Genomic DNA, 16,212 nt, shown 5'->3' with positions numbered 1-16,212 from the left:
ATTGCTGAGTCATTATTAGCGCTGTCAGATTTTGAAGCTGCCGAATCACATGCTAGTGAAGCCATTCGTCTTTTTAATGAAGTTAAGTCGACTGAATATGCTGATATGTATAAGTTAACGCTGGCTAAAATATATATCGCTAGAGGTGGTTACGACAAAGCCAACGAGGTTATCCAAAACGTATTACGTACCGCCAATGGTCGATTCCCAGCACTTACATTGAATGCTCTGGTAGTTGCTGCGCAGCATGCATTTATTACCAATAAATATGAAATTTCTATCGACTATGCTAATCAGGGAATAGAAAAAGCGAAGCAGGCAGAGCGGCTACCCATTGAAGTCCAGTTCCATGAGGCCAAAGTAAATTCACTAGAAGCAATGAGTCGCTACGATGCTGCTTTTCTTGCTCTTAAAACACTGATGCGAGTCAAAGAACAACTTAACGATGAAAATAAAGTGGAAGCGATAGCAAATGTGCAAGCGCAAACTGAGTCTGTACGTAAAGAGCTAGAGCTAAATTTGAAAGTAAAAGAGCAGGCTCTTGAGCAAGCCTCGCTAAACGAAAAGTTGCTTTTGAAAAACGTGTTTATTGGGCTCATTGTCATCCTATTTTCTCTTCTGTTTGTATTATACCGGCGTTACACATTGCGCAAAGCAAACGAACGCCTAGAGTGGAAAGTTAGAATTCAAACCCGAGAGCTAAGCGAAAAGAATGAACAGCTCATTCAGTCACTTAAGCTAATAGAGTCTGAAAGTATCACCGATACACTAACAGGTTTGAAGAATCGCCGTTATTTACAAAAATTTATTAAAACAGATATCGCACTGTGCAACCGAGAGTTTTCCGACTGGCATCAAGGCAAAGGCCGTAAACCCATTGGCTCAGATTTGCTGGTTTTCATTCTAGATATTGATGACTTCAAACAAGTGAATGACAGATTTGGTCACCAAATAGGTGATGAAGTCTTAATAGAGTTTTCTAAGCGATTAGAACATGTATTCAGGCAATCTGATTATATTGTTCGGTGGGGCGGGGAAGAGTTTGTTGCGGTAGCAAGGTTTGTTGATCGTAAAAGTGCCATGGTGTTAGCGCAGCGCCTAGTAAAAGCGATTAATGACACAAAATTTGAAATGCACGACAACACGGCCCTACCGATAACTTGCTCGGTAGGTTACGTATGTTATCCACTTATTCCAACCAAGGTTATTTCATGTCATTTGGAAAAATTGATTGAGATGTCAGACGCGTGTTTATATCTCGCCAAAGCATCGGGTAAAAATACCTGGGTAGGCTTAGAGTCAGTTCATGATGAAGAAGCATTTGTTGGAGATTTCAATAAGACTTCGTTAGAGACGCTCATTCAACAAAAAAGGGTGACGATAAGGCGAGAACCAGGGTCGTAAGTTTGGCGGTAACTTTAGGATTAGATGATGCTGTTTTTTGTACCTTCTATTACGATCATACATTTCAATGTGTGAAATCAACGTTTGAAAACAAACCGTTAGTGATATACTTTTAATGACTCAGAAATAGATGCATTTCATGACGAATGTGATGATTATTGATGTACCTGAGGTATTAAACACACCTATATTATTATTTTAAAGTGTGTGTTGTTTGTATAAGGATCTTACATGGTTAGGCTTCTGCCTATGCTTTTCGCACTGTTTTTTATTGTGCAAAGTACAGCTTGCTATAGCACGGCTTTATTTGAAGATAAGGCATTAGAGTACGATTTAACTGGTCACATGGAATTTGCAGTTGCTGATGGTGATACTCTAGTAGGAGACGAATTATGGGTAGATGATCAGAGTAAAATAAGCCGCGCACCCCACCAATATTTGCATTTTCGGGTGACCATTGAAAATGCACGTAATGAGCCTGTTCCCCTTTGGTTTTCTATTGCTTTTCCTTCGATTGAGCATCTGTACGTGTCAGATGGCACCCACACGTGGATAACCGGCGATGCGCTGCCATTTTCAAGCCGAGAAGTGCTAGTACCTAACTACCATTTCCCGTTCATTCTTCCCGCTCAAGATAAAATGCAAATCTATGGTCACATGGAAGGAAAAATACTGCGCTACAACTTTTTTGTTGCCACCCCTGAAAAGGTGAACAAAATGTATGTCGATTCGCTGCAGCGTGATATGACATTTTTCGGGGCTATGTCGATACTAACCATTCTTAGTTTGGTTGTTTTTACTATCACAAGAAAGATGGCGTTTTTGAGTTTCGCCGCTTTTATCTTTGCCACATCATTTTGGTTTTTCAGGGTATTTGGTTACGCCTTTGAAATTTTATGGCCAACCATCCCCCAGTTAAATGACATCACTTACGCCGCTAGTATTTACGCCGTATTGCTCACGGCAGGATGGACCGTGTTTTCTAGTTTGAAGCGCCCCAATAGGACTATTTATGGATTGAAATTTGCTATATTTTGCGGATCAATCTTGCCTTTTCTCGGCTTGCTGGTATGGCGTTACGTAGGGTTAGATGAAGCGTTACGTTTGCCCGTTATTCTACTGTTTCCCTTTGTTATTTTCGCAAGCATTGTGATTTACAAAGAACACAAAAATGGCTCTGACAGGGCAAAGTGGCTGGCGGTGACGATTTTCCCTGTAGTGTTAAGTACCCTTTCGCTCGTGCTTATTGCTCTTTTTGGTATTGACCTTCAATTAGATCCTATCACCATGTTCATGGTTGGCGTATTGATTACATGTATGTTCATGGTGATATTAGCGTCTCGGCTTTTCGTCAAAATAGTCCAAAAAGAGCGTGATACCGAGAAGGCCAATGCCGTATTAAAAAGCGAGCAAGCGTCGAAGCTTGAGGCGCTAATTCAAGAGCGTACAAAAGCATTACGCGCATCAAATGAAATGCTCAAAAAGCTAGCTGCTAACGATGGGTTAACGAACTTACCGAATCGAAGAAGTATCGATTTATTCGTAGACGCTAGCTTTTCATCAGAGGCGGATAATCATCATCACATTGCAGTGGCGTTGATAGACCTAGATCATTTTAAGAATATTAACGACACTTTCGGGCATGAAGCAGGCGATACGGTGTTGATTGAAATTGCCAAAATACTGCAGCCCTTAAATAGCAAGGAATGTATGGCGGGAAGATTTGGTGGTGAAGAGTTTGCTATTATTCAACAAAACGTAAGTGAACAGCATTTTAGCGATACGCTAGCCGATATTCACAAGCAAATTAATACACTGAGCCTTCAGCAGCTTAGCGGTTTAAAAATTGGCGCGTGTATAGGTTGGACAATATGTACAGACGCTGCTGATATCGTTTATGCATTTAGACGTGCAGATAAAGCCTTATACAAAGCAAAAGATGCGGGGCGCAATAGAATTATTGCGGCAGTTCCACGTTGATTCGAGTAGTTGTCACATAGGCAGGAGCCAAACAGAACGCCTGCCGGAAAGCCCGTTACAAAACCTAGTTCAATTTCAAAATAGCATGGTGTCGTTCATGGTCTAAATCATGATGTCGTTCTTCACCCTAGTCCTACCATAATATTATGCGCCTAAAAAAACCTTTCGAAAATACACTCTATTTCGGTCAAAAGTTTAAGAACTGGTGTGGTTTATTGCCATGGTTGTTATCTTTTGCTCTTTGCTTTCCTTTCTCGAGTTGCACTTCCAATAACAAAGTTTAATCGTTTTTCATTCTGGATTAATTGTTAGCGTTTACATTAAATGTAAATGTAATCTTGATGTTATTTTGTTATGCAATTGAATTTATTTGGTTAATTTTAATTTGAAATATAAATGAAAACTATTTGTTAAAAAAGTTGTTGACGTTAAAATATAAAAATGGTCATATGCCCCAATGTTGAGCATGTGACCGATTTGGTTTATCCCAAAGGTTTTGCTCATAGCGAACAGAGAATATGCGCAGACACGAGTCTGACGAAAATTCCAATCACTTTATAAAACCGAACATAGAAACTTGAGGGTTCACCATGTTAGAAGATAACCAGCTTCAACAAGCGACTTCTCGATCTAATTTTAAAACTGCAGGGTTAAGCGTACTGGCATCAGCGATTATGGCTGCTATGGCGCCGTCACTCGTAGTGGCTCAGGAACTAAGCGAAACCAAGCCAATGTATGTGCCGCCGAGTGAACCTAATGAGTTTCTAGATGGTCGTGTTCAAGTTAATTTTTTAGCTATGCAGAACTATCAGGCTATTCAAGCAAAAGACGGCGCGTTTCGCCCTGAAGATGAAACACAATCAGATGGTTTTGGCCGTTTGCGCGTTAACTTGATGTTCAAGTTTAAAATTACCGACAACATCACAGCCGATATCGATATTGCTGAAGAACCTAATGACTTTGGTAATAATGGCGACAGAGACTTCTCATTCCACCAAGATTTCGCTGGCATCGAGTTTGATATGTTTGGCCTTACTGGTTATGAAAAAGAGAATTCAAGCCTTATCTTGCGTGTAGGTAACATTGGTGCATCTCCTTTTCAGTTCAAAGGATTCCAAGATGGCGCTGACAACCAAGGTAACGCGTTAATTGGTAATGGAATTAACGACTACGCCACAGCTGAGAACGGTATCCAACTAAGCTACACCGAAACCTTCGATAGCGGCATTCTTCGTTCATATAACGTGGCGGGCCACATGACTACGTCAAGCTTCGGCGAAGCGTTCCAAGAAGACCGAGGCTACAACTACAGATTGCAAGGTACCCTTGAGTTTAAAGGTGGTTTCAAAGCAGGCTTAAACGTTTTTCAAGCTAATCAAGGCGACCAGCTTGTATTCGCTGATGGTGTAGCAAGCCTTGATGGCGTTACGACCACTAACTATCGTTTCGGCGATGGCGAAAACTATAACTTTTCAGCCTCTGCATCTAGTGAGCGTGACACCCATGTTGGTGCACTGCCAGGCTTGAACCAGTCAATTATGCAATTGAATTTGGCTTACCAACCGTCTGATCAAACGAGCGTTATCGTGATGTTGGGTAAAGCGTCTGACGACTACACCTTTGCCGATTCCGATGGAAACGCGGTGGCGGGTATTACTTACTTTGGTACAGATGGCGTGTTAGACCCAGCGGGTACAACCTTTGATTCAAACCAAGTGATTGAAGGCGATTCATCGGTGCAGTACTGGGCGCTAGAAGCCCAACAATATATTCTTCCTGAGAAGCTTTACGTAGCGGCACGTTACGCAGAGTCAGAAAATACCTCTGACCTAATTGAACAAACTGACAACGAAGTCACGCGTTTACAAGTATCTGCAGGTTACTGGATAAACGACAGAGCCTTGTGGAAAGTGGAATACGTTAACCAAGACGAAGGCGTGAACTCTGGTGGCCAGATTGGTACAGGTTTCGATGGCATCACGTCTGAAATTTCAGTGAAGTTCTAATTCAATAAACGTTCAGCAGCGTCAGCGGTTTTATCTAAAACGCTGACGCTTTCAAACCAACCAAAACATTAAGTAATGAAACGAGTATGACTTTTATCCCCATCGAAAATGAAGGGGAGGGGGAAGTCATACCCTTCAAAACCTAAAGGGGAACTACCCGATGTTGAAAAAATTATCTTTAGTGATTGCCAGTGCATTGGCGATAACCACGGCGGCGCAAGCTGAAACCATTACCATCGCAACAGTAAACAATGGCGACATGATTGCCAAGAAAGAACTGAGTAGCGACTTTGAAGAGAAAAACCCAGGTATTGATTTAAAGTGGGTAACGCTTGAAGAAAACATTCTACGCCAACGTGTCACTACCGACGTAGCCACTGGCGGCGGCCAGTACGATGTGATGACAATTGGTACTTATGAAGTGCCAATTTGGGGTAACCAAGGCTGGTTGGAAGAGCTTGATGGCCTTGGCGCTGATTATGACGTAGAAGATTTACTGCCTGCTATTCGTAGCGGCCTGTCAGTAGATAACAAACTCTATGCTGCACCGTTTTACGGCGAAAGTTCAATGGTGATGTACCGCACTGACTTAATGGTCAAAGCCGGTCTTGAAATGCCAAAAGCACCTACATGGAAATTTATCCGTGAAGCAGCCGAAGCAATGACAGACAAAGAAGCAGGTGTTTACGGTATTTGTCTTCGTGGTAAAGCGGGCTGGGGCGAAAATATTGCATTGCTAACGTCTATGTCTAACTCGTTTGGCGCACGCTGGTTCGATGAAAACTGGAAGCCTCAGTTTGACTCCAAAGCATGGAAAGACACCTTAGAATACTATGTTGATGTAATGGACAAGTATGGCCCTCCAGGTTCATCAGCGAACGGCTTTAATGAAAACTTAGCGCTGTTTCAAACCGGTAAATGCGGTATTTGGATTGATGCAACGGTTGCAGGCGGTTTTGTGACAAACGAGAAAGATTCTGAAGTTGCAGACAAAGTAGGTTTCGCTCTAGCGCCAGATAACGGCCTAGGTAAACGCGGAAACTGGTTGTGGGCATGGACATTAGCTATTCCTTCCAGCAGTAAGAAAAGCGATGCAGCGATGAAGTTCATCAGCTGGGCTACCTCAAAAGAATACTCTGTATTAGTGGCTGAAAAGAAAGGCTGGGCAAATGTACCTCCTGGTACGCGAGCTTCGCTTTACGAAAACCCTGAGTACATGAATGCGGCACCTTTTGCGCAAATTACTCTTGATTCTATCAACTCTGCAGACCCTAAAAATCCAACGGTAGAACCAGTGCCTTATGTGGGTGTCCAGTTTGTTGCTATTCCTGAGTTTCAAGGCATAGGAACAGCAGTTGGTCAGCAGTTTAGTGCAGCACTAACGGGCCGCATGACGGTAGACCAAGCACTTCAAAGCTCTCAGCGACTAGTTGAAAGAGCCATGCGCAAAGCGCGTTACCCAAAATAATAAAACGTTAACCACGGGTAGGTGCAAGGTGCACTTACCCACTTTTTTCACTTGTAAGGGGCTTAGCAATGGCGACTACCCAATCTCGTACCTTAGCCAAAATGATGCTGTTTCCTTCGGTCACCTTGCTGTTAGCTTGGATGATTGTTCCGCTTTGCATGACGTTATATTTCTCGTTTTTAGATTATAACTTGCTCATGCCTGGCGATAATGAATACATAGGCTTTTTGAACTACGAGTTTTTTCTCACCGATCCTGCTTTTATAGAGTCATTTTTTAATACCTTATTGCTAGTTGGCGGTGTGCTGTTTATTACCATCTGCGGCGGTATTGGTTTAGCCATATTGCTCGACCAAGCCATATGGGGCAGAAACTATGTCCGCATCATGGTATTGGCACCGTTTTTTGTTATGCCAACGGTTTCCGCATTGGTGTGGAAAAACATGTTCATGAACCCGGTAAACGGGCTGTTTGCTCATCTTGCCGAATTCTTTGGTGCAACCCCTATCGATTTCTTTGCAGAAATTCCGTTGCTATCCATTATCATTATTGTGTCGTGGCAGTGGCTGCCGTTTGCGGCGCTAATTTTACTTACCGCTATTCAATCGTTAGATAGAGAGCAACTAGAAGCGGCGGATTTAGATGGTGCAGGCCCGTTCAGTAAATTTATTTACATTGTGTTGCCGCATTTATCCCGAGCAGTCACCGCAGTTATTCTTATTGAGACCATTTTCTTGCTGTCTATTTTTGCAGAAATATTGGTAACTACGAGTGGTGGCCCAGGTTATTCCTCTACCAACATTACGTACTTAATTTACACCCAATCGCTACTTCAGTTTGATGTGGGCGGCGGTTCAGCAGGTGGAATTGTAGCAGTCATTATTGCCAACATTGTTGCCATCTTCTTAATGCGCCTTATCGGCAAGAATTTGGAGGGCTAGGTAATGAACAGCACGAATAAATCAAAAGTCATTTACACCATTTTAGCGTGGACCATCAGTGGGATGATTTTCTTTCCTATTCTTTGGACCATGATCACCAGCTTTAAAACGGAATCTGAAGCGATTTCAGCCACACCAAGCTTATTTATGTTTGAGTGGACGCTAGAGAACTACAAAGATGTGTTAGCTCGCTCACCTTATTTCGAACACTTTATGAACTCTGTGATCATCTCATTAGGGGCAAGTTTACTTGGACTGCTTATTGCTATTCCGGCTGCATGGTCGATGGCCTTTGTGCAAACTAAGCGAACTAAAAACCTATTGATGTGGATGCTATCAACCAAAATGCTTCCACCGGTTGGGGTGCTAATTCCTATCTATCTGTTGTTCCGTGATTTCGGTCTGCTAGATACACGCTTAGGTTTGGTGATTGTAATGACACTCATTAACTTACCTATCATGGTGTGGATGCTTTACACCTATTTCAGAGAAATCCCTCATGAAATTCTTGAAGCGACACGAATGGACGGCGCTGGCATCAAAGAAGAAATTTTTCACGTGTTACTACCAATCGCCTTACCCGGGATTGCGTCAACCTTGCTGCTAAACGTTATATTGGCGTGGAATGAAGCCTTTTGGACACTCATTCTTACCGCCGCGAATGCAGCACCGTTAACTGCCTTTATTGCCAGTTATTCAAGCCCAGAAGGCTTATTTTACGCGAAATTATCAGCAGCCTCTGTGATGGCTGTGGTGCCAATCCTTATTCTTGGTTGGTTCAGTCAAAAACAATTAGTGCGCGGATTAAGTTTCGGCGCGGTTAAGTAGGAGTATTCCAATGGGAAGCATTACTTTAAAGCAAGTGACAAAAAGATTTGGCGACGTAAATGTTATTAAACCGCTAGATTTACATATCCGTGACGGTGAATTCATTGTGTTCGTTGGGCCATCGGGCTGCGGTAAATCTACCTTACTTCGCATGATTGCAGGACTTGAAGATACGACTAGCGGCAACATTGATATTGACGGTGAAGACGCCACAAATATGCCGCCTGCCAAACGTGGTTTAGCCATGGTATTTCAGTCTTACGCGTTATACCCGCATATGTCTGTTCGCAGTAATATTGCGTTTCCGCTTAAGCGCGCAAAAGTAGCGCCTGCTGTGATTGACGAAAAAATTGAAAAAGCGGCTAAAATGCTGAACCTAACCGATTATCTTGATCGCAAGCCGGGTCAATTATCAGGTGGTCAGCGTCAGCGTGTGGCGATTGGCCGTGCTATTGTGCGCCAACCTTCGGCATTTTTGTTCGATGAGCCATTGTCTAACCTGGATGCTTCACTTCGAGTGAACATGCGCCTAGAAATATCAGAACTTCATAAAAGTTTAGATACCACCATGATTTATGTAACGCACGATCAGGTGGAGGCCATGACCATGGCCGATCGTATAGCGGTATTCAATGGCGGTATTATCGAACAAGTCGGCACGCCATTAGAGCTATATCAAAAGCCAGTTAACCGCTTTGTAGCTGGGTTTATTGGCTCGCCTAAAATGAATTTCATTGATGTGATGCCTAAAGCCGGCGACGATACACATGCCATAGGCGTGCGACCAGAACACTTAAAAATTACCCAAGAGCGAGGGTTGTGGTCAGGCAAGGTAGGTGTAGTGGAGCATCTTGGCTCAGAAACCTTTTTACATGTGCATGTAGAAGATGCTGGTACGCTCACGGTTAAAGCTGACGGTGATTGTCCGGTGAGCTATGGCGATGTGGTCAACCTAACTGCCGCAGAAAGTAAAATTATGCATTTTGACAAGGATGGCGTAACCATTCCCTCACTTTCTTGGGGCGAAGAGCGTGTAGCATAATTCGTTTTTAGTTAATGTGCGGGTTATTGCATTCAACAATAGCCTGCACGTTTTTAAAGGACGAAAGATACAAGGATTATTAAATGGGTAGCAGTAAAACCTCCCTCGACACTACAGACATTGAACTTGTGATCTTCGACTGTGATGGCGTATTAGTCGATAGTGAAGTGCTGTGTAAACGGGTCATTATCGCCATGCTAGGCGACTTAGGTGTAGAGGTTACAAGCAACTACTTCGATACGTATTTTCTAGGCCAAAGTTACGAGTCTGCACAAAAGCAGATTTTAGCTGATTTCAATGTCATGCTTCCGGCTGAGTTTCGAGATAACTACCTAACTGCGCTGTTAAAAGTGTTTGCTGAAGAGTTACAAACGACTCCCCAGTTAAATGATGTATTAGCGCATTTGAACGTGAAAAATTGTATTGCGACCAGCAGCAGTCCAGAGCGTGTGGCGTTTGCGCTAGAAACAACAGGTCTTCTTTCTTTTTTTGAAGGGCGCATTACCACAAGTACAGAAGTTGTAAATGGGAAGCCAGCCCCTGATATATTTTTACTTGCTGCATCAAAAGTAGGTGTTAAGCCTAAGCATTGTTTAGTTATTGAAGACTCAGAAGCGGGTATTCAAGGTGCACTAGCTGCCGATATGCAGGTGGTGAAATATACCGGCGCGAGTCATTTTAAAGGTGTATTGCCAATTAGCGCAGATAAGAAAAAAGAGATACCGTCGATTTCTCATTGGTGTGAGTTTTTCAATCTTTACCCCAGCTTAAAAATAAGTGTTTAGGCAGGGCGTTTTTTAAGAATCGAGCGACCTAGACACCACATTTACGCTTAAATTACCCAAGCAGGCAGGGGATTAATGATCCTTTAACTGGCTTCTCGACTTTTCACTTCAGTGTTGTACAGTGCACCTGCTTTATCGACTAATAACATTATAAGGGCAGGTTATGACAACACTGATTGGCGGGAAAACAAAGGAAGAAGCACTGGGTAGTCTTTCAAATATGACTAGCGATGTAGCGCCTATTCAAAAAAGTGAATACTTATCTCGCATAGATAAAGCTCAGCAATATATGCAGCAAAATGGTATTGCTGCGCTGTACCTTAATGCCGGCACTAACTTAACTTATTTTACGGGTATGCAGTGGTATGCCAGTGAGCGTTTAGTGGGCGCTATTCTTCCTGCCTCTGGCGATATTATCTACGTGGCACCTTATTTTGAAATTGACTCCCTTGAAGAGCGTAAACTCATCGAGGGTGACATTATTGGGTGGCAAGAGCATGAAAGCCCTTATGCACTGGTTGCTCGTTTAGTGGGTGAAATTGATACTGCTGGTGGCAAGAAAATCGCGGTAGATGAATCGACTCAATTTTTCGTTGTTGACGGGTTTAATAAGGCCCTTCCTGAAGGCGCCAGCATTATTAATGGCGCAGAGATTACTGCCCACTGCCGAATGCACAAATCGGTTAATGAGCTTGCGCTTATACAGCGTGCTATGGATATGACTCTCGCAGTGCATAAGGCTACAGCCAGTATGCTCTATACAGGGATTACTACCACAGAAGTAGAAGCCTTTATCAATGATGCTCACAAAAAAGTGGGTGCCAGTGGCAACTACTTTTGCATTGTACTTTTTGGTACAGCAACGTCATTTCCACATGGGGTAAAAGACCCGCAAGTATTGAAAGAAAACGATTTAGTACTTATTGATACCGGCTGCAAAGTTCATGGGTATCTATCTGATATTACGCGAACCTACTGCTTTGGTAAGCCAACAGCGAAACAAAAGGCGATGTGGGAAAGTGAAAAACGCGCGCAGTACGCAGCCTTTAATGCAGTAAAGCCAGGCCTACCCTGTGGAGATGTTGATAAGGCCGCGCGAGACAGCTTAGCGTCCGATGGCTTAGGCCCAGATTATAATCTACCAGGTTTACCCCATAGAACAGGGCATGGCATTGGTATGGATATTCACGAGTGGCCATACTTGGTGAAAGATAATCCCCACCCATTAGCACCAGGAATGTGCTTTAGCAATGAGCCTATGATAGTGGTTCCTAATGAGTTTGGTATTCGTTTAGAAGATCACTTCTATGTATCTGACACTGGTGCAGTATGGTTCACCGAACCAAGTAAATCCATAGGCGAGCCTTTTTAAAAGGCTCTCTGGGGGAGATGCTGGAAGAGTATAAAGCGGGCTTTATGCGCACTTCTCAGCCGCGACTACCGTTATTTCAACCAACAAAGCTTCGCGGGCCATATCTGCTGTAACGCAAGCGCGAGCAGGGGCATGGCCTTCTGGTACCCAGTTGTCCCATACTGCGTTCATCTCGGCGAAGTATTCCATGCTTTTGATGTAAATAGTGGCTGATAAAATATGTTCTTTATCGCTACCCGCTTGTGCTAGCAAGGTATCCACTTTATCTAACATGGTTTGGGTTTGTTCGGTAATACCTTGGGTTGCATCGGCGCATACTTGGCCGCATAGATAGATAGTACCGTTATGTTTTACTATGCGGCTCATACGCTGTTTTGTTTCTATTCGCTCTATGGTCATTGTTTGAGTGTCCGTGCTTTTAATCTTAAAATCTCAATGGTTTATTCTTCATCTTTACAAGCTTGCTGAATTTCATGCTCTAACTCTTCTGCATCAGCAAGTTGTTCAAACATGTCGCGAATTGGCGCGCCTTCAATCAAACCCATGAGTGTACCTAATACAAAACCACGGTGCACGTTATCCCCTCCTACATTGGCGTTGGCTGTGAGTGCTTTTTTCCCATCGGCAATGTAGCGGTAGGCAAAATACAGCACACTAGGCCATGCATCAGAAATGTAGCATGCGGGAGAGAATTGACGGCCCACTATTTCGATATCACTTTTATTCTTGGCAACTAGCTTTGCCAAAGACAGATGATTCCCCCGTAAGGCAATATCTTCAATTATGTCTTGAGGAGATTCATTCGTGCGGTAGAGCAATCGATAAAGCAGCTCGACATAATAGTCACACACTACACCAAGCGCGTTACTGGGGTGAGTTAAATACAAATGGCTTCTGCATAGGTTTTTAATATCATTCAGGTCATCACCTTTTAAAGCGCAGGTAAGCGCTAAAGGCCCAATGGTAACAAGGCCACCTATAGAAGCCGTATCGTGGGTAACTGCGGCGCACTTATCGGCAGGTTTACCAGCTACTAGATTTGCAAAAAAGCCTCTATGATACGATTCCGCGTAGGTATCTGGGTGGGCGGGCTTGTCTGCGCACAACAGCTTAATGTACCCATCTAAAAAAGCAGCTTGTTGATATTGCAGCGCTGCAACGCTAAGCACCACCCTTGCACAATGGGCATTCAGGGTGTTTTCACCCGCCTTCATACCCTGATGATAATGCTGGTTAGCACCAGTCCAATATTGTCGTTTACCCTTTAAGATAACATCGCCCACAATGTCTTTCTTTTCTTGCTTAGATACTTTGGACCGCCCACCTTCGCTGGTGGAATGCAAAGACATGATGGAAGATGGATGAAATGATGGCGCGTCTTCGAACTGCTGAATACCGCCGGGGAAATCTTTTAAAATGTCCGCAGGGTTATAATACCAATGTACTGGCATTGCCAAAGCGTCAGCAATAAATGCATTTTTTAGCGCCGCGATTACCCGTGATTTATATAATTCAGATGACACTTAGTTTTCCCCTTAATAGCTAATATACCCATCGGTTTCAATATAAAATCGATGAGCAAAAAACATTGAATGATCTAAGGGTTTTGTACGTATTCTGCGTGAATATTGATCGCAGCGTAACGATTGCAAAAGCCATTTGCTAAAAAGTGGCAGCCTCATTACTATTCGTTGTTTTGGTTTTGGTTTTGGTTTTGGTTTTGGTTTGAGTTTGAAATTGAAGGGTAAGAATATGCATGCATCGCCATCAAGTACTGTGGGGAAACCCTTAAATTTTCTTTTATATGTAGAACAAAATTACTCCTTCGACATACTTCGTCCCATACAAAATGAAGCGATAAAGCAAGGTCATCAGGTTAAATGGTTGGTGGTGGGAAATGATGCATCCGAACACTTTTTGCATGAAAATGAGCAGGCATTAGCTTCCATTGAGCAAGCGATAAGCTTTAAACCTGATGCGGTGTTCGTCCCCGGCGATAGAGTGCCAAATTTCATTCCCGGCATTAAAGTGCAGGTTTTTCATGGTCTTAATGAAAGTAAGCGAGGTAATGTTTATCCTGAACGTGGGCTGTTCGATTTATATTGCACAGAAGGGCCTGAACGCACGGGTACATTAACACGCAGTAATAAAGGCCATTACAATGTGGTTGAAACCGGGTGGGTAAAATTAGACTCATTATTTCAATATCAATCGACAGAACACTACGATAAACCGCAGGTGCTATTTGGTTCTACTTTCTCTGCATCCTTGTCCTGCGCCGAGTTCGTCTATGATGAGGTTAAACGGTTGAGTCAAAGCGGGAACTGGCAGTGGTTAGTGACACTGCACCCGAAAATGGCCGCCTCTACGGTTGAAAAATACAAAGCGTTAGAAAGTGAAAACCTAATGTTTTTTGAAAATAATCAAGTCATCGAAGCGTTGTACAGAGCGGATGTGATGATTTGTGACAACTCCTCTATTTTTCAAGAATTCTTACTTTTAAATAAACCGGTCGTTACGGTAAATAACCGCGACCCGCTCGATTGTTTTATTAACATTACAGAAAGCGATGCGCTAGAAGGTGCAATAAAACAAGCGTTGTCACCTTCGCCCGAACTTATCGATAGCATTAAAAAATACGGGCCATCAATTACCCCCTACCTAGACGGAAAGTCGTCACATCGGGTGGTGAAAGCGGTTGAAGAAATGGTGGGCAGTAATTGGGTTGATAAAAAACCTAGAAACCTATTAAGAAACTTCAAAATTAGAAAGAAACTCAACTACTGGAAGTTTTGATAATGGCAGTGAGTTAAAGCGCTGAGCTTGTCGCGCTGGGTTTGTCGCGCTGGGTTTGTCGCGCAGTATAGGCATCGTTAACTTGAAGTTCAGCATAACAATATAAAACTATCTTCATACATATCAATGTTTTATTTCAATAGGTCAGTTCAAAATTGATAGTTGTAGAGCAAAGATATTGTGGCGTACTATAGTGCTTTCTCTTTTTCGACATTAAGACTTTTCTATGTATCAAGATTTTCAAGCTGAGCTTTCATGGGCCAGTTTACATATGCCGCGCACGCGTGACGCTATTTCCTCTCTTCCCAGCTTAGACGGCATTAGACTAGCCTGTAATATGCACCTAGATTTAAAGATGGCGCCATTAGTTGAAGGATTATTATCGCGTGGGTGTGAGGTTTTTCTAACAACTTGCAATCCCACTACAGTTCAAGATGATGTAGTAAAGTACCTAGTAGATAAAGGGGCAACGGCGCATGCATGGCGAGACATGAGTAACGCCGATTGGTCAGATTCTTTTGATAAAGCCTTGGCTTGGAAACCCACACATTTGTGTGAAATGGGTGCGGATTTAACCACACGTTTGCATGAAAAAGTGCAATCGAATGAAACGGTTCCGAGTATTGATGCGGGTTTGGAGGCTACAGGTTCAGGCATTACGCGGTTAAACGGTATGCAGCCTGAATATCCTATTTTTAACTGGGATGATTTGCCCGTAAAAGAAGGCTTACATAATCGCCATATGGTGGGCTTAAGTGCATGGCAAACGTTTTTCCAAACCACACATCTTACCCTGCATGAAAAAGTAGTAGTCGTCATAGGCTATGGTTTAGTGGGGCAGGGCGTGGCGGCATCCGCAAAGGCTTTTGGTGCACAAGTACAAGTTGCTGAACTCGACCCTGCTCGCGCGCTACAAGCTAAATATGATGGCTGGCCAGTGGTTGATTTGGGCAATGCGGTAAAAGATGCCGATGTTATTGCCACTGCCACAGGTGGTTACGGCGTGGTAAGTGCAAAGCACTTGGATGCGATGAAAGAAGGCACCTTTATATTAAATGTTGGGCATGTGGCGCAAGAAATCGACGTGCCATATCTTAAAGAAAATGCCAATCACAGCGAACCAATGCCTTATGTGAATGCTTATACGTTGAATGGCAAAACCCTATTCTTACTGGCAGATGGCTCTATGTTTAACCTTACCGCAGGCTATGGTGATAGCTTAAATGCTTTCGACGTTACCTTGGCGGTAATGGCAGCTGGTGTTGGGCATATTGTAGGGGAAGGTAGTACCCACAAAAATGGCTTATATTTACTACCTGAAAAGGCATGGAAGGCGGCGCTTTAGGGCGCTACCCCTTATTATGCTGATGATAGGTTTATCGAAGATATAAGGGGTTCTACCTTCGGGGCTGCGTAAGATAAGCCCTCTATCGTTACCAGATTGACAAAGTTCGTTATAGAAAGAGCAAGCGAGCAGAGTGTTTTTGCGCTAACATACAGTTAACATATAAGCGTAATACACTGAACTAGTGTTGCCTTCTGCTTAAGGTTTTTTACGCTAAGACGCTTACAGAACACATATAACAAAAG

At 43.1% G+C, this 16,212-nt stretch carries 13 protein-coding genes; 11 read left to right on the top strand and 2 right to left on the bottom strand.

Annotated elements, in window-relative coordinates; translation table 11 throughout:
• The 9 genes from AAC006_RS08980 to AAC006_RS08940 form a co-directional block, all read left to right on the top strand.
• The coding region (locus tag AAC006_RS08980; protein WP_339891138.1) for a diguanylate cyclase at positions 1-1,404 on the top strand (1,404 nt) is incomplete at its 5' end.
• A 231-nt stretch (positions 1,405-1,635) separates the two neighbouring features.
• Positions 1,636-3,384 (top strand): diguanylate cyclase, encoded by a 1,749-nt coding sequence (locus AAC006_RS08975; protein ID WP_126872579.1) that lies wholly within the window; start codon positions 1,636-1,638, stop codon positions 3,382-3,384.
• 731 nt (positions 3,385-4,115) lie between these two features.
• Positions 4,116-5,390, top strand: a complete 1,275-nt coding sequence (locus tag AAC006_RS08970; RefSeq protein ID WP_339891142.1) for a hypothetical protein — start codon at positions 4,116-4,118, stop codon at positions 5,388-5,390.
• 160 nt (positions 5,391-5,550) lie between these two features.
• Positions 5,551-6,858, top strand: a complete 1,308-nt coding sequence (locus tag AAC006_RS08965) for a sugar ABC transporter substrate-binding protein (RefSeq protein WP_338454346.1) — start codon at positions 5,551-5,553, stop codon at positions 6,856-6,858.
• 68 nt (positions 6,859-6,926) lie between these two features.
• Positions 6,927-7,799 carry a sugar ABC transporter permease gene (locus AAC006_RS08960; RefSeq protein WP_013782745.1) on the top strand — a complete coding sequence of 291 codons (873 nt, stop codon included), beginning with the start codon at positions 6,927-6,929 and terminating at the stop codon, positions 7,797-7,799.
• Positions 7,800-7,802: 3 nt separating this feature from the next.
• Positions 7,803-8,627, top strand: a complete 825-nt coding sequence (locus AAC006_RS08955) for a carbohydrate ABC transporter permease (protein WP_013782746.1) — start codon at positions 7,803-7,805, stop codon at positions 8,625-8,627.
• 10 nt (positions 8,628-8,637) lie between these two features.
• Positions 8,638-9,669: an ABC transporter ATP-binding protein gene (locus AAC006_RS08950; RefSeq protein WP_338454343.1), complete on the top strand. Its 1,032-nt coding sequence runs from the start codon at positions 8,638-8,640 to the stop codon at positions 9,667-9,669.
• 83 nt (positions 9,670-9,752) lie between these two features.
• Positions 9,753-10,454, top strand: coding sequence for an HAD family hydrolase (locus AAC006_RS08945; RefSeq protein ID WP_338454342.1), 702 nt, complete (start codon positions 9,753-9,755; stop codon positions 10,452-10,454).
• 163 nt (positions 10,455-10,617) lie between these two features.
• Positions 10,618-11,826: a Xaa-Pro peptidase family protein gene (locus tag AAC006_RS08940; RefSeq protein WP_339891135.1), complete on the top strand. Its 1,209-nt coding sequence runs from the start codon at positions 10,618-10,620 to the stop codon at positions 11,824-11,826.
• Positions 11,827-11,868: 42 nt separating this feature from the next.
• Here the strand turns inward: AAC006_RS08940 and AAC006_RS08935 are convergent, their stop codons facing one another.
• Positions 11,869-12,225, bottom strand: coding sequence for a RidA family protein (locus tag AAC006_RS08935; protein WP_339891133.1), 357 nt, complete (start codon positions 12,223-12,225; stop codon positions 11,869-11,871).
• Positions 12,226-12,266: 41 nt separating this feature from the next.
• Complete coding sequence (locus AAC006_RS08930) at positions 12,267-13,349, bottom strand: ADP-ribosylglycohydrolase family protein (RefSeq protein WP_339891132.1); 1,083 nt, start codon at positions 13,347-13,349, stop codon at positions 12,267-12,269.
• A 229-nt stretch (positions 13,350-13,578) separates the two neighbouring features.
• Here AAC006_RS08930 and AAC006_RS08925 point away from each other — a divergent pair, with 229 nt between their 5' ends.
• Both AAC006_RS08925 and AAC006_RS08920 read left to right on the top strand, forming a co-directional pair.
• On the top strand, positions 13,579-14,622 hold the full coding sequence (locus tag AAC006_RS08925) for a CDP-glycerol glycerophosphotransferase family protein (protein WP_339891130.1): 1,044 nt from the start codon (positions 13,579-13,581) through the stop codon (positions 14,620-14,622).
• A 226-nt stretch (positions 14,623-14,848) separates the two neighbouring features.
• Positions 14,849-15,967, top strand: a complete 1,119-nt coding sequence (locus AAC006_RS08920) for an adenosylhomocysteinase (RefSeq protein ID WP_339349036.1) — start codon at positions 14,849-14,851, stop codon at positions 15,965-15,967.
• Positions 15,968-16,212: the final 245 nt, after the last annotated feature.

It is taken from the genome of uncultured Alteromonas sp., assembly GCF_963976965.1.
Classification (GTDB): domain Bacteria; phylum Pseudomonadota; class Gammaproteobacteria; order Enterobacterales; family Alteromonadaceae; genus Alteromonas; species Alteromonas naphthalenivorans.
The sequence above is the reverse complement of the archived record's forward strand: the minus strand, read 5'-3'. Positions and strand labels throughout refer to the sequence as shown.